Source organism: Shewanella sp. SM101 (assembly GCF_025654465.1).
Taxonomy (GTDB): Bacteria; Pseudomonadota; Gammaproteobacteria; order Enterobacterales; family Shewanellaceae; genus Shewanella; species Shewanella oncorhynchi.
The window spans coordinates 42,218-64,805 of sequence record NZ_JAKKRH010000022.1 but is presented as its reverse complement, the minus strand read 5'-3'; the positions used below and the strand labels follow the sequence as shown (position 1 = coordinate 64,805).

Annotated in this window: 20 protein-coding genes; 17 read left to right on the top strand and 3 right to left on the bottom strand. The window is 44.9% G+C overall.

Translation table 11 applies throughout. The annotated features are described in order from the left end of the window. The first annotated feature begins 174 nt into the window (after positions 1 to 174). From L5M38_RS13575 to L5M38_RS13550, 6 genes are all read left to right on the top strand, one after another. Complete coding sequence (locus L5M38_RS13575) at positions 175 to 534, top strand: MerR family transcriptional regulator (protein WP_105250930.1); 360 nt, start codon at positions 175 to 177, stop codon at positions 532 to 534. A 67-nt stretch (positions 535 to 601) separates the two neighbouring features. Then, the gene (locus L5M38_RS13570; protein ID WP_263179442.1) at positions 602 to 1,180 is read left to right on the top strand and encodes an NAD(P)H-dependent oxidoreductase; all 579 of its coding nucleotides are present in this window, start codon (positions 602 to 604) and stop codon (positions 1,178 to 1,180) included. Positions 1,181 to 1,205: 25 nt separating this feature from the next. Further along, positions 1,206 to 1,601 (top strand): GFA family protein, encoded by a 396-nt coding sequence (locus L5M38_RS13565; protein ID WP_263179440.1) that lies wholly within the window; start codon positions 1,206 to 1,208, stop codon positions 1,599 to 1,601. Between the two features lie 3 nt (positions 1,602 to 1,604). Further along, positions 1,605 to 1,955: a MerR family transcriptional regulator gene (locus tag L5M38_RS13560; protein ID WP_263179438.1), complete on the top strand. Its 351-nt coding sequence runs from the start codon at positions 1,605 to 1,607 to the stop codon at positions 1,953 to 1,955. 212 nt (positions 1,956 to 2,167) lie between these two features. Then, a complete protein-coding gene (locus L5M38_RS13555) occupies positions 2,168 to 2,554 on the top strand; it encodes a carboxymuconolactone decarboxylase family protein (RefSeq protein WP_263142254.1) in 387 nt (128 codons plus the stop codon). Positions 2,555 to 2,823: 269 nt separating this feature from the next. After that, the gene (locus L5M38_RS13550; protein WP_263179436.1) at positions 2,824 to 3,915 is read left to right on the top strand and encodes a hypothetical protein; all 1,092 of its coding nucleotides are present in this window, start codon (positions 2,824 to 2,826) and stop codon (positions 3,913 to 3,915) included. 104 nt (positions 3,916 to 4,019) lie between these two features. Here the strand turns inward: L5M38_RS13550 and mtnC are convergent, their stop codons facing one another. Next, a complete protein-coding gene (gene mtnC / locus L5M38_RS13545) occupies positions 4,020 to 4,700 on the bottom strand; it encodes an acireductone synthase (protein WP_105253037.1) in 681 nt (226 codons plus the stop codon). Positions 4,701 to 5,081: 381 nt separating this feature from the next. Here mtnC and L5M38_RS13540 point away from each other — a divergent pair, with 381 nt between their 5' ends. Beyond that, positions 5,082 to 5,513 carry a hypothetical protein gene (locus L5M38_RS13540; protein WP_113941233.1) on the top strand — a complete coding sequence of 144 codons (432 nt, stop codon included), beginning with the start codon at positions 5,082 to 5,084 and terminating at the stop codon, positions 5,511 to 5,513. A 7-nt stretch (positions 5,514 to 5,520) separates the two neighbouring features. Here the strand turns inward: L5M38_RS13540 and L5M38_RS13535 are convergent, their stop codons facing one another. Continuing rightward, positions 5,521 to 7,344 carry a glycerophosphodiester phosphodiesterase gene (locus L5M38_RS13535; protein ID WP_263179435.1) on the bottom strand — a complete coding sequence of 608 codons (1,824 nt, stop codon included), beginning with the start codon at positions 7,342 to 7,344 and terminating at the stop codon, positions 5,521 to 5,523. Positions 7,345 to 7,570: 226 nt separating this feature from the next. On the opposite strand from L5M38_RS13535, the gene L5M38_RS13530 reads away from it, so the two are divergent. The 6 genes from L5M38_RS13530 to L5M38_RS13505 all read left to right on the top strand — a co-directional run bounded on the left by L5M38_RS13530 (position 7,571) and on the right by L5M38_RS13505 (position 13,273). Next, a complete protein-coding gene (locus L5M38_RS13530; protein WP_263179433.1) occupies positions 7,571 to 7,849 on the top strand; it encodes a hypothetical protein in 279 nt (92 codons plus the stop codon). Between the two features lie 229 nt (positions 7,850 to 8,078). After that, positions 8,079 to 8,615 carry a protein tyrosine phosphatase family protein gene (locus L5M38_RS13525; protein WP_263179431.1) on the top strand — a complete coding sequence of 179 codons (537 nt, stop codon included), beginning with the start codon at positions 8,079 to 8,081 and terminating at the stop codon, positions 8,613 to 8,615. Positions 8,616 to 8,723: 108 nt separating this feature from the next. Further along, positions 8,724 to 9,284 carry a MarR family winged helix-turn-helix transcriptional regulator gene (locus tag L5M38_RS13520; RefSeq protein WP_113941237.1) on the top strand — a complete coding sequence of 187 codons (561 nt, stop codon included), beginning with the start codon at positions 8,724 to 8,726 and terminating at the stop codon, positions 9,282 to 9,284. Then, positions 9,277 to 10,020 (top strand): siderophore-interacting protein, encoded by a 744-nt coding sequence (locus tag L5M38_RS13515; protein ID WP_263179429.1) that lies wholly within the window; start codon positions 9,277 to 9,279, stop codon positions 10,018 to 10,020. Before L5M38_RS13520 ends, L5M38_RS13515 begins: the two co-directional genes overlap by 8 nt. A gap of 116 nt (positions 10,021 to 10,136) precedes the next feature. Beyond that, positions 10,137 to 11,432: a hypothetical protein gene (locus L5M38_RS13510; protein WP_263179427.1), complete on the top strand. Its 1,296-nt coding sequence runs from the start codon at positions 10,137 to 10,139 to the stop codon at positions 11,430 to 11,432. Positions 11,433 to 11,509: 77 nt separating this feature from the next. Continuing rightward, on the top strand, positions 11,510 to 13,273 hold the full coding sequence (locus tag L5M38_RS13505) for a hypothetical protein (RefSeq protein WP_263179425.1): 1,764 nt from the start codon (positions 11,510 to 11,512) through the stop codon (positions 13,271 to 13,273). A gap of 94 nt (positions 13,274 to 13,367) precedes the next feature. Here L5M38_RS13505 and hutI read toward each other — a convergent pair whose 3' ends face one another. Continuing rightward, entirely contained in the window at positions 13,368 to 14,600 is a 1,233-nt protein-coding gene (gene hutI, locus L5M38_RS13500; RefSeq protein ID WP_263179423.1) for an imidazolonepropionase, read from the bottom strand. A gap of 173 nt (positions 14,601 to 14,773) precedes the next feature. Here hutI and hutC point away from each other — a divergent pair, with 173 nt between their 5' ends. The 4 genes from hutC to fdnG all read left to right on the top strand — a co-directional run bounded on the left by hutC (position 14,774) and on the right by fdnG (position 22,588). Then, positions 14,774 to 15,481 (top strand): histidine utilization repressor, encoded by a 708-nt coding sequence (gene hutC / locus L5M38_RS13495; RefSeq protein WP_263179421.1) that lies wholly within the window; start codon positions 14,774 to 14,776, stop codon positions 15,479 to 15,481. A 154-nt stretch (positions 15,482 to 15,635) separates the two neighbouring features. Continuing rightward, on the top strand, positions 15,636 to 17,303 hold the full coding sequence (gene hutU, locus L5M38_RS13490) for a urocanate hydratase (protein ID WP_263179420.1): 1,668 nt from the start codon (positions 15,636 to 15,638) through the stop codon (positions 17,301 to 17,303). A gap of 52 nt (positions 17,304 to 17,355) precedes the next feature. Continuing rightward, complete coding sequence (gene hutH / locus L5M38_RS13485) at positions 17,356 to 18,897, top strand: histidine ammonia-lyase (protein ID WP_263179419.1); 1,542 nt, start codon at positions 17,356 to 17,358, stop codon at positions 18,895 to 18,897. Between the two features lie 676 nt (positions 18,898 to 19,573). Beyond that, on the top strand, positions 19,574 to 22,588 hold the full coding sequence (fdnG, locus tag L5M38_RS13480) for a formate dehydrogenase-N subunit alpha (protein WP_263179418.1): 3,015 nt from the start codon (positions 19,574 to 19,576) through the stop codon (positions 22,586 to 22,588).

The window sequence follows — 22,588 nt, the reverse complement described above, 5'->3', positions numbered from 1 at the left end:
GCAGCTGTTCTTGTGTAAATCCCATGATAAAAATCCCAAGTTAAAACGCTCGTTTAAGCGGCCAGACTAGCAGCATAAGATTGCTGCGACAAGTCTTGGCCTAAGCTGATACTGTGGCTGATAATGGCAAGCAATGCAGATATGAGTAATGTCTTTAAAGGGTTAGGTTGAGCTATGTATATTGGACAAGCGGCAAAGCAAACAGGGCTGTCGATAAAAGCGATTCGCTTGTATGAGGAGTGGGGGCTTATCGACACTCCCGCACGTCAGGGGCGTTATCGTATTTATAGTGCGGCGGATATTAGGCTGTTGTTGCTGATCAAAGAGGCCAAAGCCCTCGGCATTAAGCTTGTCCAACTAAAAGATTTACTCGAACAAGGCGATAAGCATGCTCAGTTAGCCACAGTGCAGGCTTTTTTGTTGGGTATTAAAGCGGATTTTTTACGCCAGATAAGTGAGTTAGAACATAAAGTCACTCAGTTAGATGCCTGTATTGATGGGCTCACCTCCTGTGAGTCGCAGCTGTTACCTTAGATCTTGACTCTCCCCTTAGGGGCAGAGTTTATGCTATTTGCCACATTGACTGTTATGGAGTTTCATCGTGGCAAAAAAGATTTTAGTGATCTGTGGTAATCCTAAGGCGCAGAGTTTTTGTGAGTATCTAGCTGAAACCTATGCCCAAGCGGCTGTGGAACTGCACTCAGTGAGAATCGTCAAACTAGCTGAGCTGAATTTTGACCCGAATCTGACCTATGGTTATCGTCAACCTCAGCCACTCGAAGCCGATTTGCTAGCGTTTCAAGCGAATATCCAGTGGGCGGAGCATGTGGTGATTGTCACCCCGATTTGGTGGGGCGGTATTCCTGCTAAGTTTAAAGGCTTAATCGATAGGACATTTTTATCTGGGTTTGCATTTCAATATGAGAAAGGTAAATTGATACCCGCTAAGTTGCTGTGCCATAAAACCTCGAGAATTATCATGACCATGGACACGCCGCCTTGGTATTACAAGTGGTTTCAAGGCGCTTCCGCGCTCAAACAGCTTGATACCGCCACCTTAGTTTTTAGTGGTTTTAAGCGGGCTAAGTCCAATATGTTGGGGCCAGTGATGAGTGCTAAGGAGCCGCAATTGCAACAATGGCGAGCGTTGGTGCAGCGGCTGGGGAATTTAGGTTTATAGAATCTAGCGAAACAAGGAGTGGGGTGTGATTAAACAAGTGGGCAATACTATTATTCAGCCAAAACACAGAGCGTCTTGCCATTGCGGTGCCGTGGTATTGGAGTTGTCATTGCCTAATGGCATCGAAAATCCACGCCGTTGCGATTGCTCTATCTGTCGTCGTAAGGGCGCAATGGTTGGCTCTGTGCCGCTGGCGGGGATTAAGATCCTCAAGGGTGAGGATGCGCTGAAACTCTATGAATTCAATACCAAAACTGCCAAACACTACTTCTGCTCTATCTGCGGTATTTACACCCATCACCAGCGACGTTCCAATCCCCATGAGTATGGTTACAACATTGGTTGCCTCGAAGGGGTTAACCCATTCGATCTCGAAAATGTGCCCACGAATGATGGCGTTAACCATCCTGCGGATCGTTAGATTATGAATATAGGTCAGTTTGTTGCACTCACTGGACTGTCGGCGCATACGCTCAGATATTACGAGAAAATTGGCCTACTGCAGTCTGTCGTTCGAAATGGCAGCGGGCATCGTGATTATGCGGCGAAAGAAGCGGAATGGATTGGGTTTATCAATCGCTTAAAAGAAACGGGCATGCCGTTAAAGCAGATATTGACCTATGCCGAGTTGCGTGTCCAAGGCGATGCAACCGCTGGCCAGCGACAGCAGTTGCTCGAGCAACATGCAACACAATTGGCTGAGCGTATTCGCCAAGAGCAGGAGCATTTGGCTGCCCTTAAGCAAAAAATTCACTATTACCAAACTCATTTTTAGTGGCTAAGCTCAGTCGCTAACATTTGTGGTTAAATGCTAAAAAGCTAATATTATTTACTTTTCTATTTGCTTGCGCCTCTAGTCGGCGAGTTAAACAGAGGGTTAGTTTTACTGATCCGCATTGCCTGTGTCATCCATCAATGAACCATTGACTTAGAGTTAACTCTAAGGTTTAGGCTGCTTGCTGTGATTTAATCCAACAGGAGCTAAAAATGAGTAATCAAAGATATGTGCAGGGCCTCGCTAAACTGACTGAAATCGACGGTGAGGCGGGGGAGAAAGTCATCCGCAGTCTTGCCGATATTTGCCCTGACTTAGGCAAGTACATTATTGAATATCCTTTTGGGGATATTTATCAGCGTGAAGGGCTCGATCTTAAGACGCGGGAGCTAGTGACCGTTGCCGCACTCACGGCGCTAGGGCATTGCCAGCCACAGTTAAACGTACATATTAATGGCGCATTGAATGTGGGTTGTACGCCGCAGGAAATTGTTGAGGTGATATTGCAAATGTCGGTTTATGCTGGCTTTCCTGCTGCACTTAATGGCATGTTTGTCGCTAAAACCGTATTTTCTGAGCGGGAGTTAAGCGTCGTTTAGTTAGTCCTGAGTCAGGTTTATCGATTTGCAAGAGTGACCATAAGGCCGCTTTGATTTCCTCTTTCAAGTTCATTTTAGTTGGATTTAAACTGGCGATGGGGTGTTGCAGGGCTTTCATTCGACTCTAAACAGAACGTTCGACTTTGGCTAGTGATAGCCAAAGTGACCAATATACCGAGATTGAGTGGCACAGTTGCCAACACTGTGCTTTGCACATTACAGTGGCAAATGTTGCCCGTCTTACTATTTCAATGGAATGTAAAATAATAATGAATTTAATCGGTTACATTGGTTCAGCTCGCCAATACTTGCGAAAGCTCAGCTTACCATCACTGAGTGAAATCCGTTTAGATTTGGGCAAATTTTGGCGCTGTCTTATCCAAGGGGTGGCTAAGTTATCCTTTGCGCAAAAGCTGTATCTTATTGCTTTGATATTGGCTTTTAGTAGCGAGTTAATGGGGTTGGTCGCTGTGATTGCCGTCATCGCTATGGCCATCGAGTTTTGGCCTGTGTTCGAGCGGGTTTGGCACAGTTTGGCGGGCAAAGCTGTGTTGTTGCTGTTTTATGCGATGATTGCCAACTTTGCTTTGGGCTGGTCTGGCGCGATAGTTAACGAAGTGGTTGGGGTCTCAGCAAGCGATCTCAATTACACCCATAACTTAGCGATTTTACTCTATATGCCCGCTTGGTTTTTGATGGTAAGCGCGATTGTGCTGCTGGCATTACAGTTGATTATTCCTATCTATTTAATATTGATCTTTTTGCTTAAACCTTTAGGTGTCAAATCGTTACGGCTTACCTCGCATACTTCATTCCGTAAAACGACTTTTTTGATCCGTATCGTGCTAGCGACTGTGGTTTTGTATCACTTGAGCCTGCTAATTGATTTAGAGACTCGCATTGAAACCTCGTTTGGCAACTTTATTACCTCTCCCCAAGAAGCCGCTAAGCATGCGCCTCGCGAGCCTAAATCGGGACGGTTGCCGGATGCGACCGATGTGCTGACGGTACCGATTGTAGAGCTAACTCAGACTGCTCTTGACTCTGAAAGCGATAAATCGAGCAAGGCTGAGAATAGTAATGATGACAGCGAGCTGGAAGAGGAAGATCGCAAAAAGGCCTACGCCTCAGTGCGAACTCAATATCAGTACTTAGTGCGGCAATGGCTAGCTACGTTCGCATTTTCACTTGAAGCCAATGGCCGCTCGCGTTGTAAAAAGCCTGCCGAGTCGAATGTGATTGAATTAAATGATTACGAGATTTTGTTGATCACACCCGATAAGAATGCGGATTATGGTTATCGTTTTGAGGTGGAAAAATGTATCTCGGCCGCGTTTCCGCTGGCGGTGAAGGGCAATTGAGTCAATTAATAAAAAAGCGACCACAAGGTCGCTTTCGTTTTATCGGCTAAATCAGTTTGAGCTGACTATCGTGCTATTCAACCATCACGTTATTCAAAATTGCATTATTCAATCAGCAGCTCATCGAAGCTGCTGATTTTGCGGAACTCGCCAGTGCGTTGCTTGCTGTCGCGAACCATTTGGCAGGTCATCATACCCGCAGCGTCGGCAGCCTTTAATTCTTCAATAACATCAGACACAAACAGCACTTGTTTGGGGCTTAAACTGATAGTGTTGAGGATATTGCAGTAAGCCTGCTTATCTAATTTGTTGCCCGTGCGGGTGTCGAAATGGCCGTTAAACATTTCAGTTAAATCGCCGCCGTCACTGTGGCCGAACAACAATTTTTGCGCGTCGACTGAGCCGGATGAAAAGCTGTAAATACGCAGATTTTGTGCGCTAAAACGTTTCACCGCTTCAATAAAGTCCGGGAAGATATGGCCCTTAAATTCGCCATGGGCATAGCCTTGTTTCCAAATTAACCCTTGTAAGGTTTTAAGTGGCGTAGCTTTACGGTCTTCGTTGACCCACTGTTGCAGTATCTCAGTTACACGCGCTAAGTCAGCCTCGGGCTCTAGGGCGATATCTTTAGTGTCACAAATACAGTTTTCAACCAATACATTGTGTTGGTTCTGTTCTAAAAAGTCTGGCAAGGCTTTGACAGAATAGGGGAATAGTACATCTTGGATAAAGTTTAGGTCTGTCGTGGTGCCTGCTGTGTCTACGACTATGGCTCTGATACCCATAATGTTTTGATACTCCACAATATGTTGGCTAAAAAATGCAACTCCGATCCTAAGCGTTATTGGTGAAATTGGCTAGTCTATTTCACCCAAACACATGGGCAAATTGTGGGTGATATCACTAAGCGATAAGATTGAAATTTGATTAATCTAGTAATTTTAAAAGCTTATCCACTGATTATCCGAGAAAACACTAACTTGATACTGGATTTCATCTCGTTTATTGCGCACAAGTTTGTGGTAGACATAAGACTATGGTCTTAATAGCTAAGGGAAATTTAGGCTGCTATTGTAGTTAAAGTCTCTTTACTCCTTTATACCTTGCATGCTGTGGTTTTCGGGAGACGAGACAGCATATTTCACCTGTGAATAGAGAGACCTTACATGAAATATTTACCCGCACTTGGCTTTGGTATCCTATTAGCCTTATTGAGTTTTATCAGCTTCTCATTGGTCGCCAGCGCGGGTTATATGTTGGACATGTTGAGTGCGGTGCCTCACATCTCGCATAACAGTGTGGAGTATCTTTTGTTGGCGGCTCATGATGCGAGTTTGCTGATATTGCTTGCAGGTTTAGTGCTTTATGCTTACCACAGGATCTTTCCTAAACTTCCCTTCGATTGGTTTACCGCTGTGCTTATCCAAATGCCCCTTGGCTTGGCGGTACTGGTGTTAGATGGTTTTACTTTAAACCTGTTTTCATTCAAAGGTTTTGCTCTAACGTTGACCACTTTAGCCGCTTCATTTGGGGTGCTAAGCCTCTTTTGGTTGCTTCAACGTAGAGCTAAGCGCTTCGAGGCGAGGTTGAGTAAATAAGCAGAATTTACAGAACATAGCGTAGGCGCAGTGCCGTTTGTTCAACAGGGGATAATGCGAGCCACTGTTCTCGGATTTCCACGGCTTCCTGCGGATAGTCGGTAATGAGCACATCGGCTCCCAGCGCCAACATGCGCAGCATTTGCCGTGGATTATTTACTGTCCATACATGCACTTGCTTACCTCCTTTGTGTGCACGGGCGATAAATTTTTCGTTAGTAATCGATTGATTGACCGCTAAGAATTGTGTATTCGCCTTAATGGGATCGCCAATGGATTGAGTGACGATAAGGCCAGTGTGAATGGAAGGGTCGAGTCGTTGCACTTCTTCAATGGCTCTTGCTTCGAGTGATGTAATGACCACTTGTTGTGTCATTTTCTCTTGTTGCAATAAGGCGACGACGGCCTGCGCTAAGCTGGGATCGGCTTGATTATATTTAAGCTCAATGTTCAAACCGATTTTGTTGCGTGCCTCATTAAGCATCTCTAGTAGTGTTGGTACGGATTCCCCTACAAAGGCGGCGCTGTGCCAACTCCCCGCATCAAGTTGTTGCATTTCACTCGCACTGAGGTTGGCAACTCGTCTGGGATCGCCCGCTATGCGCATCAAATCAGCATCGTGCAATACCATTAAGGTGCCATCGGATGCCGTTTGCACATCGATTTCGGCATAATCCGCCTTTTCTGCAATCGCTAAACGCAAAGCCGCAAGGGTATTTTCTGGTGCCCTAGCAGCGCCAGCACGGTGGGCAGTAATCAGGATTTCATCCCTTTGTGGTTCACTATTGAGGGCATATACCCCTAATCCCAACATGATTAAAAAAGTGCCGATTAACACCCCGCTTATTGTATAAAGCGACAGTTCAGACGTTCTTTTTACCGTTTGTCGCCCAAGGCGTTCTAATCCTGCGGGTTTTTCTCCCAGCTGGCGGTATAGCAGCAAGATGATAAAGGCTTCGCCAAACATTCCGAGTAAGGACCATGCCGCACTGAGCATAAAAATCAGTGCAGAGACGAGGGCCAATATGGCTAATTCTGCCGAAAGTGTCAGCGTAACCCTATCGAGTAAAATATCGGCTCCCCAGGAGATCAGCAGCATTAAGGGATACACCAAAGCACCTATCCTCAACCACCAACCCGCAGCGTGCCACATAATCGGGCGTTCATTGCCTGCGCTTAATTGCCAACTGCGTTTGAGTGCCGTCAAAGCATCGGTCGTTTCACTCACAATAATCGTCAGTGAAAAGGCTGCTTTGGCCCACAGATATAAGGCAACAAGGACATAGATTATCGCTAAGAAGGCCATACTCGTTAAGGCGAGATACCAGTCTATAGGCTTGAAATACAAGTAGTAATTGATGTCGTGTCCCTGTAGAAACACGCTGAAAATCAGATATCCTAACCCGATAAAAGGTACGCTGAGTAGCAATAAGCAAGCCGCATAAATGCTACCAAGGCGGATAAATACGGGTAAGCGCGCTGTCGCGAAAATCAGCGCCCGCACTGGGCCAATGGGAATATCGTATAAGCCAGATGCTGCGAGAATCGTGACTCCAGCACGTTGGGTAAAAAACACGGTAAAGCTGCTGAATAGAGTAATGACCATAAACAGCAAGCCATAGGGAGACATGGCGAAGGCGATTAAGTCGTAATTGGTGATGGTGACATTGCCCGTTTTGGCAATCAGATGGCGCAGTAGCCAACCAAAAGACGGGACGATAATACCCGCCGACACTAAGGTGAATAACAGTTCAAATTCAATGAGTTTTCTACCGCAGCGACGAATGGCTTTAAGCGTGTCATGCCAGTAACTGTGTTCAGGATTGAGCATGCAGCTTCCTTAATCGTGCGAGTTTAGGACTGTAATTTAGCAGCGTTTCAGGTTGATGGTTAGTCATCGAATTTATTACCTTGGGTAAGAAGATGATTTATGCCTGTCTGTTGCTTTCGGTGGTGTGCTTTGTAAAACAGATAATTACACTCAATAGTGTATGCCATATAGGGGTATGAACCTTTATAATCCTGATGGATGTAGGGATAACAGGTTGATAGGGACAATGAGTAAGTTTTTTTGGGTACTGATGGCATTTTCATTACTGGCAGTATTGATTGTGCTGAATTCTACGGGAGTGATAATCCATATCTCAACATCTCGAGTTTTGAATAATATTGCACATATTGCCTCCCCTTTGCTGCTGGTGATTTCTATTGTTGTTGCCAATATTGTGGGTATCGGGATCTTTATCTATTTCAAACATTGGGTATATGTGGTTGTGAGCACGCTGATGGTAATACCTTCTATTTTGTTTTTATGGTTGATTTTTAATATGTTTTAGCCCGTTGCTTTTAAAAATGTTGAGAGGTAAGTCATCGATATTTGCAACCGATTGCTAAATCTCCCAAGATGAAACGCAACCATCGTTAATTCGGCGCGAAAAATGAGTGCTAGCTCAAAGGTTTGTGCATTCGTGGTGGATTGGGATGATATTTGCTGAACTTCGGTGGTACAGGATTATCAGAGGATTAAGCAAGCCTCTGATTTTTATGTTAGCCAAGGAGTTATTGATGAGAAATTCCGTACTTTCAAGCCTTGTTCTTGCCCTGTGTTTGGGGGCTCCACTGGCGAATGCCAATATAGAATCGATCGAAAATCTTCAGGGTATTCGTGCATTACAACAGCAAGCGCCGCAGTTATTAAGCTCAGGTTTACCAAATGAGCAGCAATTTTCACTGCTTAAACAAGCTGGTGTGGATGTGGTGATCAATCTTATGCCGGACAGCAGTAAAGATGCCCACCCTGATGAAGGTAAACTCGTGACTCAGGCCGGAATGGACTATGTGTATATTCCCGTGGATTGGCAAAATCCAAAGGTCGAAGATGTGGAAGCCTTCTTTGCGGCTATGGATCAGCATAAGGGGAAAGATGTATTAGTGCATTGTCTCGCTAATTATCGAGCCTCAGCGTTTGCTTATTTATATCAGTTAAAACAAGGCCAAAATCCCAACATGGCACAGACCATGGCGCCATGGAATAATGAGTTAGCGATTTACCCTAAGTGGCAAGCACTGCTGAATGAGATTAGAGCGAAATATAAACTTTGATTTATGTTCCGTTATAAACACTCTCTAAAAAGGTGCGGGAGTAGATTAGTTGACACAATCAACTAATCTCGATATTGTTGATATAGTCAACTATATCGAGAGCCTTCTATGTCGTCATTGTCACTCAGTGAAACCTTACACAGATTAGTGCATGCCTACAAAAAGCAATTGCGTAGTGATATTGCTGCACAAGAGATTGATTTACCTGTCACTCATATCCGTGCCTTGAAGGGGGTTTGTCGTAATCCTGAATCGACGGCCCAGTCTATCGCCCTACGTATGCAGCGGGATAAAGCACAAATTACCCGTGTTCTCAATGAGCTACAGCAGAGTGGGTTGATCACTAAAATCGATAACCCTAAGGATGGCCGCAGCCAGTTACTGCGACCCACGGCTGAGGGGGAAAAGATCATGACTCAGATCAATGCCTCAGAACGTAAAACCGTGGCGCGCATGACGCAGGCGCTCAGTTCAGACGAAGTCGATACTTTTATTAAACTTGCCAATAGGATCAGTAAAAGTGTGGATGATGCCGCTGCCGCCAAAAGTGAAACTGATTGCCTTACTCAAAAAAGACCATCTAGTAAGCCAAAAGATACGGCTGGAAAAGGAGCCATTGAGTTGCGCTTAACGGCAGAAAACGCAATAGGAGAAAATCATAATGAATAAACCTGCACCACGTGAGCTTGAAGTGATCCGCTCCACTTATATCACCCCGCATATGTTACGCATGACCTTAGGCGGTGCGGGATTCGCTGGTTTTCCTATTGATCAAGAGAGTGCCTATATCAAGTTGTTATTCCCACAGGCGGGTGAACGTCCATTAATGCGAACCTACACGATTCGCCAGCAACGTGCTGATGAAATCGATGTGGATTTTGTGCTGCACGATACCGACGGCCCCGCATCGAGCTGGGCGAAAACGGCGAAGGTTGGCGATGTCATTCAAATTGGCGGACCCGGGCTTAAAAAACTGATCAACTTTGAGGCAGATTGGTTTTTACTCGCAGGCGATATGACCGCCTTGCCCGCTATCAGCGTGAATCTGACACAATTACCAAACAATGCCGTGGGTTACGCTGTGATTGAAGTATTGAGCGAAGCCGACATTCAGTCTCTGGTGCATCCCGAAAATGTTGAGCTGCATTGGGTGATTAATCCTGAGGCCGATCCAGAAGGTCGCCCTTTAGTTGAGCGAATAGCCCAATTACCTTGGCTTACTGGTGAGCCCGCCGTGTGGATTGCTTGTGAATTTAACAGCATGCGCGCGCTAAGAAGATACTTTAAGCAAGCGCATTCACTGCCCAAGAGCCATTTTTACACTTCGAGCTATTGGAAAATTGGCTGTAACGAGGGCGAGCATAAGCTGGTAAAACAAGAAGATGAGCAGTTAGAAAATGCTTAGTTTGAGATAATGGCCTTAAAACAACTTGGTATCAATTGTTTAACATTTTAAGGGTTGGTATGATGAGCTAATGCATAAAGCATAGTAATCAATCATGGATGTGAGGTTCATTGTGTATGGGAAAACTATTTAATAAATATTTAGGTCTAGCTTTAATCTTTATTCCGTTCTTTGTAAGTTCTAATTTTGAGCCAGCAATAAAGGTTTTTGATACAAACGACGCCATTGTTTTGCCTAGTGTTGATACTTCTAGTTCGAAAGTGATATCAATAAAGGATGGTTTTTTATTTACTGGAATTAACCAGAATGGCTTTACTTCGTTATATTATTTTGACCAATCTGCCACAGCTCCCATCGAAGTAAATATTCCTGTCGCTAACAAGGAAAAATTCACAGTATTAGACCATAACTCCTTACAGAAAATAGGGGATGATTTATACATATTTTACTTAGATACGACTGACGATATTTTTTACTTTGATTTAGAGCATAAAAAGCTAGTTAATTGGGGGTTGTATCATGATTTAAAAAATAATAAAGAAATTTCACGGATTAGAGATGGTGTAGGCTCTCAATTATTTTCTGAGTTAAGTTGGATATCTTTTATAAATAATGAAAATTTGATATTTGCGAGAAATAATAAAGTTTACTCATATAATAGTAAGGATGATTTGCTTACCAAGTTAATGGATGGTGATGACTGGGGTAGTGAATTGATCCAGAATAATGGTAGTAATATATATTTTGAGTATGATGGCATACTTTATAAGACTGACGGCGTAAGATTGGATGATTTGTATAGTTATCCTAATGGTGAACAAGCTTTTGTATATAGAGATTCGGGTGATATTACATTAAGAGATAAGTACAACGCTCCGCCAGCAGATTTAAATAGTAAAGGTTTTTTTGCCATTTCATTCGGTTTTGAACAGTCGAATGATTATTTGTACTTAAATGGAGGTGGCTATTCTGGAGAGATAAATCTGGGGAATGGTTATGGATTTTCAAGTAACTCTGGCATTATCTCAAGTGAGAATACTATTACATTCTTGAAAAAGAGCCGTGCTACTAACTATGGTGATAGCTATCAGATACAAAGTTGTAGTCTAAATAAAGAACTTACCTGTAAAAATATAAATGTGCTACCTGAGATTACTCAAGGGCTAGATAATGTAACCCTATTTAATGTAGATGCCAGTAATGTTTTAGTGAATGCTAGATATGTTGAAGCTGGAATGATAGTTGAGACTAAGATGGTTTTAGTCAATCTTGTTACATCTGAGGTTAAAGAGGTTGGTGTTAATATAGATAAAAATGTTGTTGCTGATATATTGGCAAAGTCTGTAGATGAAATATTTATTCTCACTACAGCTGTTTTGGACGATAAAAAACGTTATACAAGTACAAAATAAAAGAGGCTGCTTTAAGTAGTTTTCCTATTAAAAACTATCATGGTCAGTATCGTAGCAGCTTTATTGTTAGCGGGAGGTTGTTTTCTTTAAAGCGTGATGTTATTTCTGAAAATTTATTAAGTAATCAAAGATTTGAAGGGTTGTTTAATTTTGATGAAAATTATGATTTATTTAATCTGATATTTCTAAGCAATTTTGGACGGAATACTGGGCAGTTAAATTTCTCAGGTATCCATGGCATTAATAAAGTGCGCGATGGGATTGTTTCTTCTAGCGTTAAAACTCTCGAGAATAATTCTTATTATACTTTTATGGTTCATGATGATCTTACAAAGACTGATATTTTTAACGGTTTTGTTAATTATTGGCTTGACTCTAACGATGGATTTATATTTAGTTCATTAAATAACGTCTCCATTTTTAAAGATGGCGCGGTAAGAAGTTTGTATTCATATAATGATTCGTCAAAGATTAGGTTATTTAAACCAATTTCATACAATAAAGGTAATATTCTTTTTGATAATAATTATGTTTTAAATGTTAATGATTACAATGTATTTGATGTTTTTAAGCCAAATTTGAATGGTTACATGAGTTCAAATCCTGTTCAATGTGATGATAGTATATTTTACATTTGGAGTGATTCTAATGGTAATAGCCTTTGGAGGAGTAATAATAACTCTTTATCAAGGATAGACCTGAATGGTAGGAACATTAGTTTAGAACTTGATTATTATAGTTTGTTGGACTCTTTGCTGTTATCTAGTTACAACAACTCTACATCTACTGATGATAGTTATTTTATAATTAACTGTAACGATTTTACAATTAAAGATATTTCACTTAAGCCAAATGATGCTACTAGTGTTAGTATTGTGAAAAGTGAACAAGGTGACTCATATGCTTATGTCAACTATTCTGATAAAATGGAGATTTATTATCTTAATGATTATGACTTTAAATTAAATAAAATATATACAACATATCTTTCTGATTATTTTTATCCAGAATATAATGTGATTCATCGAACTGCAGCAGGATTTTTTTATAATTATCAATATCAGTTCAGTAATGGAAACCTTGTTAAGATTGATAATGCTGATAATGAGTTGGTGGTTGCTAGCACTGGTGACTGCCACAGTGATGCTGATGACCCTCGAGGGTGGATTGTATGTGCTGTAACTATAAAAAATGGTAATTTAATGGAAGATGCCATACGTATTTATGATCTAAAGTTACAGAAACATGTTTACGTTAAGTTGAGCTATCTGGAGCCAGAGGCTAATATCAGTAACTTTACATATAGTAAAGGAAGATATTTTTTTAATGCGAATGTAGTTGGAATTGGTTATGAATTGTTAGCTCTCGATCAAAACTGCCTGATTGAATTAGATAATGGCGCAGATAACTGTACGTTACCACTTCCAAACACAGCTCCAAGAATTTATAGCCATGAAATAGAAAGTTATTACAATGGACAATCCGTTTATTTCCCCATTAGAGCTGTTGATGAGGATTTAGACCTGTTGACGTATAAAATTATTAGTAAAGATGTAAATTGGTTATCTATTTCCAATAACGGTGTTTTAAATGGTGTGATTCCTAATAATGAAAAACCAAGAGTAATTAATTTAACTGTTGGAGTCTCAGATGGGAATGTTGAAACTACAAAGGAGATCAAATTAAAAATTTTAGAAAGCAATAACAATCATGATACCACGGAGAATCCGTCTACACCTCCAAGCAGTAACGGGGAGGGGGGGGGAAGCCTATCGCTATTTTTACTTTTTATCCTTTACCTAGTATCAACTTATCGCAGAAAATTCCAATTAGGGTTCTAGTAGTCAGTTTTGAATATTCAAAATATTTAGTTAGTTTTGCCATTGATGGCTTTGTTTGTGAAGCTATCAATGGCATTTTCTTTAACTGGTGTAGTTAGGTGTGTTGATGCACTAACTTGCCATTCTTCACCACATCTTTGCAGGGATTGACGCCGTAGGAATAGGCTAATTGTGCTGGAGTGGCGATATCCCACAGACAAAAATCGGCTTGTTTGCCAACGACTAAACTGCCGACGTTATCTTCAATCCCGAGTGCTTTGGCGGCATTTAAGGTGAGGCCTTTTAAGGCTTCCTCTGGTGTTAAGCGGAACAAGGTACAGCCCATATTCAGCATCAACAGGGTTGAGCAAATAGGGGATGAACCTGGGTTGAAATCGCTGGCCAGCACCATAGGTACGCCGTATTGACGCAGTAAATCGATAGGTGGTTTTTGGGTTTCCCGCAAAAAGTAAAACGCGCCTGGCAGCAGTACGGCGCAGGTGCCACTTTCACTCAAGGCTTTTACGCCTGCCTCATCTAAATATTCGATATGATCCACAGACTTAGCACCAAGACGTGCGGCCAGTGCGCTGCCACCCATATTAGTTAACTGCTCGGCATGGAGCTTAATCTCTAATCCCGCTGCTTTGGCTGCGCTGAGTACGCGTTCTGTTTGCTCAAGGTTAAAGGCGATATTCTCGCAGAATACATCCACCGCATCGGCAAGATTTTCGGCGATCACTGCGGGTAGCATCTTATTGATAATTAAGTCGACATAGCCGTCGCTATTGTCTTTATATTCTGGCGGAATCGCATGGGCGCCAAGAAATGTGGTCTTCACATCTACGTGGTGATGCTTGCCGAGCTCGCGGGCGACACGCAGTATTTTGAGTTCAGTTTCAGTATCTAAGCCGTAACCCGATTTGATCTCAACCGTAGTCACTCCTTCTTTGGCCAGCGCGTTTAAACGCTGACGGCCGAGTTCAAATAATTCTGCTTCATCCGCTTCGCGGCAAGCTTTAACGGTTGAAATAATGCCGCCACCTGCACGAGCAATTTCTTCGTAACTGGCGCCCTGTAGGCGTAACTCAAATTCATTGGCGCGATTACCGGCAAAGATTAAGTGGGTGTGGGCGTCAATTAATCCTGGGGTGATCCAGCCGCCTTTGCCCCTGTAAACGGGAATTGACAAAACATCGAAGGCGGGCAGTTCGCTGCGGGGGCCAAGCCAAGCAATTTTACCATCTTTTACTGCGATGGCCGCGTTGGTGATCGCACCATAAGGTGCTGATACGGAAGGGTCCATTGTGGCTAAGTTAACGTCTATCCAAACCTGATCCCAAGACATGTATTCCCCTCGCTGTGCTGGCAGATGTTAACCAAGTGATTAACGGTTTATTAAATTTATGTGAGCTGGCTTGTATTTACTTGTATATACAAGCTAGGATTGTAGCCGCAATTTTGAACGTTTGAAAGAGTGAATAGTACCTAGATTCTAGCGCTTTATATTGAGGAAATGTTTTGGCTACTCCTAAGTTTGCAGAAATTAAGCAATACATTATCTCCTCTATCGAGTCGGGTGAGTGGGAAGAGCATGCTCGCGTGCCTTCTGAGAATCAGCTTGCCGATTTGTTTACCTGCAGCCGAATGACGGCGCGACGTGCGCTAACCGAGCTGACGGATAGCGGCGTACTCGAACGCTCCCAAGGGCTCGGCACCTTTGTGGCTGGGCGAAAATCCCAGTCGTCTATGTTGGCGATTCGCAATATTGCCGACGAAATTAAAGACCGCGGCCACGGCTATAGCGTACAGCAATGGGTGCTAGAACAAACCGTTGCCAGTACAACTATCGCAATTTCCCTTGGACTTGAGCACGGTGCAAAGGTATTCCATTCGATCTTAGTGCATTGCGAGCAGGGTTTACCGCTGCAAGTCGAGGAGCGTTATGTGAATCCCGAGTTAGTGCCCGATTATTTATTGCAGGATTTTACCCAGCAGACACCCCACGAATATTTGTCCCAAGTGGCACCGCTGACCGAGGCGCATCACACGATTGAAGCGATTATCGCCAGTGAAGCATTACAGCAAAGGCTCGAAATCCCCGCCACTGAGCCCTGTTTACAGATTTTACGCCGCACTTGGTCACGCCAAGGCGTCGTGAGTTTCGCAAAATTAGTTCACCCAGGTAGCCGCTTTAAACTCGGCGGCCACTTAACCTTTAGCAAGTAACGCCAGTGGCGTTATTAACAATGTAAATCAGTAACTTTGATAGCTGTACCCTTATAAGTTAAAAGATAAAAACACAATAAAAACAATAGTGCTAACCCGTATTAGCGACTTAGCGAATACGAGTTAGCACCACAGGTTGAAAGAGGAAAGTTCAATGGATAAGCGCCACGACCCAAGCCGCCGTATTATTGCACCGCATGGCACACAATTAAGCTGTAAGAGTTGGCTCACAGAAGCGCCAATGCGTATGTTAATGAACAACTTACATCCCGATGTCGCCGAGCGCCCAGAAGACTTAGTCGTCTATGGTGGTATTGGCCGCGCCGCCCGCGATTGGGACTGTTACGACAAAATCATCGAAGTCCTACAACGCCTCGAAGACGACGAAACCTTATTAGTGCAATCGGGCAAACCTGTGGGCGTATTTCGCACCCATGCGGATGCACCGCGCGTGCTGATTGCTAACTCAAACCTAGTGCCACACTGGGCGAACTGGGAGCATTTCAACGAGTTAGACAAGCTCGGTTTGGCCATGTACGGTCAGATGACGGCGGGTTCTTGGATCTACATTGGTACTCAAGGCATAGTCCAAGGTACTTACGAGACCTTTGTGTCGGTCGCAAAACAGCACTTTGAGGGCATCTCTAAAGGCAAGTGGATCCTCACTGGCGGGTTAGGCGGCATGGGCGGCGCGCAAACGCTGGCGGGCACTATGGCCTGCTTCTCAGTGTTAGCCTGTGAAGTCGACGAAACCCGCATCGATTTCCGCCTGCGTACTCGTTATGTTGACAAAAAAGCCACTTCGCTCGATGAAGCATTAGCCATGATTGAAGAAGCGAACCAAGCTGGTAAGCCAGTATCAGTGGGCTTATTAGCGAATGCCGCCGATGTGTTTGCTGAATTAGTTAAACGCGGCGTTACCCCAGATGTGGTGACCGACCAAACCTCTGCCCATGATCCATTAAACGGTTATCTGCCGCAGGGTTGGACTATGGCTGAGGCTGCGGCCATGCGTAAAACTGATGAAGCGGGCGTAGTGAAAGCGGCGAAAGCCTCGATGGCGGTGCAAGTACAAGCCATGCTTGACCTGCAAACCGCGGGTGCAGCCACGCTCGATTACGGTAACAACATTCGCCAAATGGCGTTTGAAATGGGCGTTGAAAATGCCTTCGATTTCCCAGGTTTTGTGCCTGCTTATATTCGCCCACTGTTCTGTGAAGGCATTGGCCCGTTCCGCTGGGTGGCGTTATCTGGCGATCCCGAAGATATCTACAAAACCGACGCTAAAGTCAAAGAACTGATCCCAGATAATCCACACCTGCACAATTGGTTAGACATGGCGCGCGAACGTATCGCCTTCCAAGGTCTACCAGCGCGTATTTGCTGGGTTGGCTTAAAAGATCGCGCTCGCTTGGCGTTAGCTTTCAACGAAATGGTCAAAAATGGCGAGTTGTCGGCGCCCGTGGTAATTGGTCGCGACCACTTAGATTCTGGCTCCGTGGCTAGCCCGAACCGGGAAACTGAATCTATGCTGGACGGCTCAGATGCAGTATCCGATTGGCCATTATTGAATGCACTACTCAATACGGCCAGTGGCGCAACTTGGGTGTCATTACACCACGGCGGCGGCGTCGGCATGGGCTTTAGCCAACATTCGGGTGTGGTGATTGTGTGTGACGGTACCGATGCGGCGGCAAAACGGGTTGGCCGTGTGCTGTGGAATGACCCCGCGACAGGCGTGATGCGCCATGCTGATGCGGGCTACGAGATTGCGAAAAACTGCGCCAAGGAGCAGGGCCTCGATTTACCTATGCAAGACTAACCGATGCTAACGACTCAATAACAATAATAACTAAAAGCTTGGAGCTAAAAATATGAAATCTGTGAATCACTTAGTGTTAACGCCAGGCAGCTTGAGCCTAGCGCAATTGCGCGAAATCAGCCGTCATAAGTTGACACTGGAACTCGCACCAGAGGCCATTACTGATATCAACACCAGTGCGCAAATCGTGCAAAAAGTGTTGGATGAAGGCCGTACCGTTTATGGCATCAACACGGGCTTTGGCTTGTTGGCCAATACCAAGATAGCGCCCGAAGATCTGCAATTACTGCAACGTTCTATCGTGTTGTCACATGCCGCTGGCACGGGGCAATACATGCAAGATGCCGCAGTGCGCTTGATGATGGTGTTAAAAATCAACTCATTAAGTCGTGGTTTTTCAGGCATTCGTTTAGAAGTGATTAACTTCTTAATCAGTTTAGTGAACGCCGAAGTGTATCCCTGCGTGCCAGAAAAAGGTTCAGTCGGCGCCTCGGGTGACTTAGCGCCACTGGCGCACATGTGTTTGCCTATGCTGGGTGAAGGCGAAATGAGCTATCGAGGCGAGTTAATTTCCGCCGCCGAAGGTTTAGAAATCGCCGGCCTTAAGCCAATCGACTTAGCGGCGAAAGAAGGGTTGGCCCTGTTGAACGGCACACAAGCGTCGACTGCGCTGGCGCTGGAAGGGTTATTCCACGCCGAAGACTTGTTCGCAGCAAGTTCAGTGATCGGTGCCATGAGCGTCGAAGCGGCTATGGGCAGCCGTAGCCCGTTCGATCCTCGCATCCATGCGGCGCGTGGTCAGAAAGGTCAAATCGATTCAGCCATGGTGTTCCGTCATCTGCTGGGCGAAGAGTCTGAGATCAGCGTGAGCCATGCAAACTGTGAAAAGGTGCAAGATCCTTACTCACTGCGCTGTCAGCCACAGGTGCTGGGTGCTTGCTTGACGCAAATTCGCCATGCGGCCGATGTGTTAGGCACTGAAGCCAATGGCGTAACCGATAACCCTCTGGTATTCCAAGATACTGGCGACATTATCTCTGGCGGTAACTTCCACGCTGAACCCGTGGCTATGGCGGCGGATAATCTGGCGATTGCGATTGCTGAACTGGGCTCCATTGCCGAGCGTCGTATTGCACTGCTAATCGATTCTAGCCTGTCAAAATTGCCGCCTTTCCTGGTGAAAAACGGTGGCGTTAACTCAGGCTTTATGATCGCCCAAGTGACGGCGGCGGCATTGGCGTCCGAGAACAAAACCTACGCACATCCGGCATCAGTTGACAGCTTGCCAACATCGGCTAACCAAGAAGACCATGTTTCTATGGCGACCTTTGCGGCGCGTCGCTTGCGCGATATGAGCGAAAATACCCGTGGTGTACTGGCAATTGAATTGTTAGCGGCCGCTCAGGGTTTAGATTTCCGCGCGCCTTTAGCCCCAAGTGCTGCAGTGGCTAAGGCTAAAGCCGAATTACGTGAAGTTGTCGCTTATTACGATAAAGACAGATACTTCGCGCCAGATATCGAAGCCGCAACAGATTTGTTGTATACAGCGAGCTTTAACACTTATCTGCCAGCAGGAACGCTAGCCAGCTTTTAGGCGTTTGTTTTAGTTTAATGGCTGAACAGGTGTTTACTCCGCGGGAATAGGCTGCACTGAGGCGCTTTTGTTATCGCGCCCAGATTTTGCGCCTCAATGTGCTAAAAATAAGCGTTAAAAGGCAAAATTTAAGGTGCAGGCAGATTGCTTGTGCCTTTTTCTTTGGTTTTTATCTGCTTTTCCTCGATCTTTGTCTTTGCCATTTTGGTGTGTTTAACACCGCAGACTCTGCACTTTTTGCCCTAATCTTTACATTGTCAGTTTTTGTGGCTGTCTATCCATCTAGAAACCGTTACCTTTGTGTTTTTATCCGCCATCATTATGCATATTTGAATGCATATAATCATTTTTAATAACCATAACTCTATGATGTGGGACAATATGGGGTTGTCATATTGGACAAAATGTCTTTTGTGGTTTATTGGTTTTTAATTCCTTAAATTGTGCTTTTATTATTATTTGTTGGTCTTTAGTGCTTTATTTGCAACATTTTTTTGGAGTTAAGCTCTGTGGTTGTTTATTTGGGATCTTGATCTCATGTCATTATTTGTTATCTATTTCTTCTTTGGGGATAATCTTAAATTAAGTGTGGTCTTTAGTAGGACTCACTCAATCGGTTGCCATTTTTACCACAGCAACCACTAGACTCATAACGACAAGAGTGTGAGAGGACGCAATGAACAGACGCCAGTTTTTTAGACTGTGTGCTGCCGGAGCTGCCACCTCAGCAATTTCAGCGTTGGGATTGATGTCCGAAAAGGCCTATGCGGCCGTTCGAGAATTCAAACTCATTAGCGCGAAAGAAACCCGCAATAACTGCTGCTATTGCTCAGTGGGTTGTGGATTGCTGATGTACAGCAAAGGAAGTAACGGCAAAAACGCCGAACAAAGTATTTTCCATATCGAAGGGGATGCAGACCATCCAGTCAACCGCGGGGCCTTGTGTCCTAAGGGTGCTGGTCTAGTGGATTATGTGAACAGCCCTAATCGTCTTAAATATCCTGAGTACCGTGCGCCAGGCAGTAATGAATGGACTCGTATCAGCTGGACTGAAGCTTACCAACGCATCGCCCGTCTGATGAAGAATGACCGTGATGCTAACTTGATTGAAAAGAATTCTGCTGGGATGACGGTTAACCGTTGGCTTAGCACTGGGATGATGACCTCGTCGGCGATGCCGAATGAAGGCGGCTATATCACCCAGAAATTTGCACGGGCACTGGGCCTAGTTGCAATCGATACAATTGCGCGTAACTGACACTCTCCAACGGTAGCAAGTCTTGCTCCGACATTTGGACGTGGTGCCATGACCAACCACTGGATCGATATTAAAAACTCTAATTTGATCATTATTATGGGCGGTAATGCTGCAGAGGCTCACCCTGTCGGATTCGGCTGGGTTACAGAAGCTATGCAACATAACAACGCTAAACTTTTGGTGGTCGATCCTCGCTTCACCCGTAGCGCCGCTGTGGCCGATTACTATGCGCCGATCCGCTCGGGCACAGATATCGCCTTCCTGCTCGGGGTGATCCGCTATCTTATTGAAACCAAACAAGTGAACTACGACTATGTGAAGGCTTATACCAATGCCAGTTACATAGTGCGCGAAGACTTCTCCTTTAGTGAAGGTCTGTTCAGTGGTTTCGATGAAGAAACAGATAGCTACAATAAAGAGTCTTGGTACTACGAGTTAGACGAACAGGGTTACGCGAAAATCGATCCTAGCTTCGAACATCCACGCTGCGTGTGGAACTTAATGAAGCAACATGTAGAACGCTATGACTTTGAAACAGTAAGTAATATTACCGGTACGCCGATTGCGGACTATGAGATGGTTTGCCAACAAATTGGTAGCACTCATACCCACGATAGAGCCGCGACCTTTATGTATGCCTTAGGTTGGACTCACCACAGTAAAGGGGCGCAGAACATTCGCTCTATGGCCATGGTGCAGTTGCTGCTGGGTAACATTGGGGTGTTGGGCGGTGGTGTTAACGCTCTGCGCGGACACTCGAACGTGCAAGGCGCGACCGATATGGGTTTATTGTGTCAAAGCTTGCCCGGTTACCTCAAGTTACCGAACGAAAAAGACATTAATCTTAAAACCTATCTCCACAACTATACCCCTGTCGCTCTGCGTCCGGGTCAAACCAACTATTGGCAAAATTACCCTAAATTCTTTGTTTCGCAAATGAAGAGCTTTTGGGGCGATAACGCCACGGTTGAAAATGACTTTGGTTATGACTGGTTACCGAAATGGGACAAGCAGTACGACTTTACTAAACACTTAGATATGGCTTTCCACGGCGAAGTGAATGGCTACATTATCCAAGGTGTTAACGCCATTAACTCTATGCCAAACCGTAATAAGGTACTCAAAGCCTTGAGTAATCTTAAATACATGGTGGTGTTGGATGCCTTGGCAACGGAAACCGCAACCTTCTGGCAAAATGCCGATGGCTTCAATGAAGTCAATCCCGCTGAAATCATGACGGAAGTGTTCCGTTTACCTACGACATGTTTTGCCGAGGAAGAAGGTTCCATCGTCAACTCTGGCCGTTGGATGCAGTGGCATTGGAAGGGAGCTAACCCGCCGGGTGAAGCCAAGCCAGATGCTGAGATTCTCTCTGGCGTCTTAATGGCAATGCGTGAACTGTACAAACAAGAGGGCGGTAAGCTGCCTGAGCCAGTGCACGCGATGAGCTGGAATTACCACAATCCTCACTCACCGCACGCTGAAGAAATCGCTCGCGAGCTTAACGGTAAGGATCTCGTGACTCAACGTCAGCTCAGTAGTTTTGCTGAACTGAAAGCTGATGGTAGTACCGCCAGCGCCTGTTGGATTTACGCGGGTTCTTGGACCGAAGAAGGCAACTTGATGGCTCGCCGTGACAACCATGATCCTTCCGGTAAAGGTGTTACTCCGGGTTGGGCATTTGCTTGGCCAGCAAACCGTCGTGTGCTGTATAACCGCGCTTCTTGCGATATCAACGGCAAACCTTGGGATCCAAAACGCACTATCGTCGAGTGGGTTGACGGTAAGTGGCACGGTATCGATGTGGGCGACTTCAATATGAAGTTAACACCACAGGAATCCGCTGGCCCCTTCATCATGCAACCCGAAGGTGTGGGTCGTTTCTTCGCCCTTAAATTATTGGCCGAAGGTCCGTTCCCTGAGCACTACGAGCCGATGGAGTCGCCTATTGGGTTGAACCCGTTACACAAGATCACCAGTAACCCTGCGGTACGTATGTTACCGGGTGTGAAGGAAACCTTAGGCTCCCATAAGGACTTCCCTTATGTGGCAACTACTTACTGTGTAACTGAACACTTTAACTTCTGGTCTACGCATGCTCGTTTAGCTGCGATTTCTATGCCTGAAACCTTCGTCGAAATCGATGAAATGTTAGCGGCAGAAAAAGGTATCGCCAATGGGGATTGGGTCACTGTCAGCTCTAAACGCGGCAGCATTGAAACCAAAGCCTTAGTGACTAAACGGCTACAGCCGTTAAAGGTAAATGGCCAGTTAGTCCATACCGTCGGGTTACCCCGTCACGGCAGCCATAATGCACTCACTCGTAAGAGTTACTCCTGTAACGTACTCACCACGGAAGTGGGGGATGCAAATACACAGGTGCCTGAGTTCAAAGCATTTTTGGTTAACATCACTAAAGCGGAGGGGATCTGA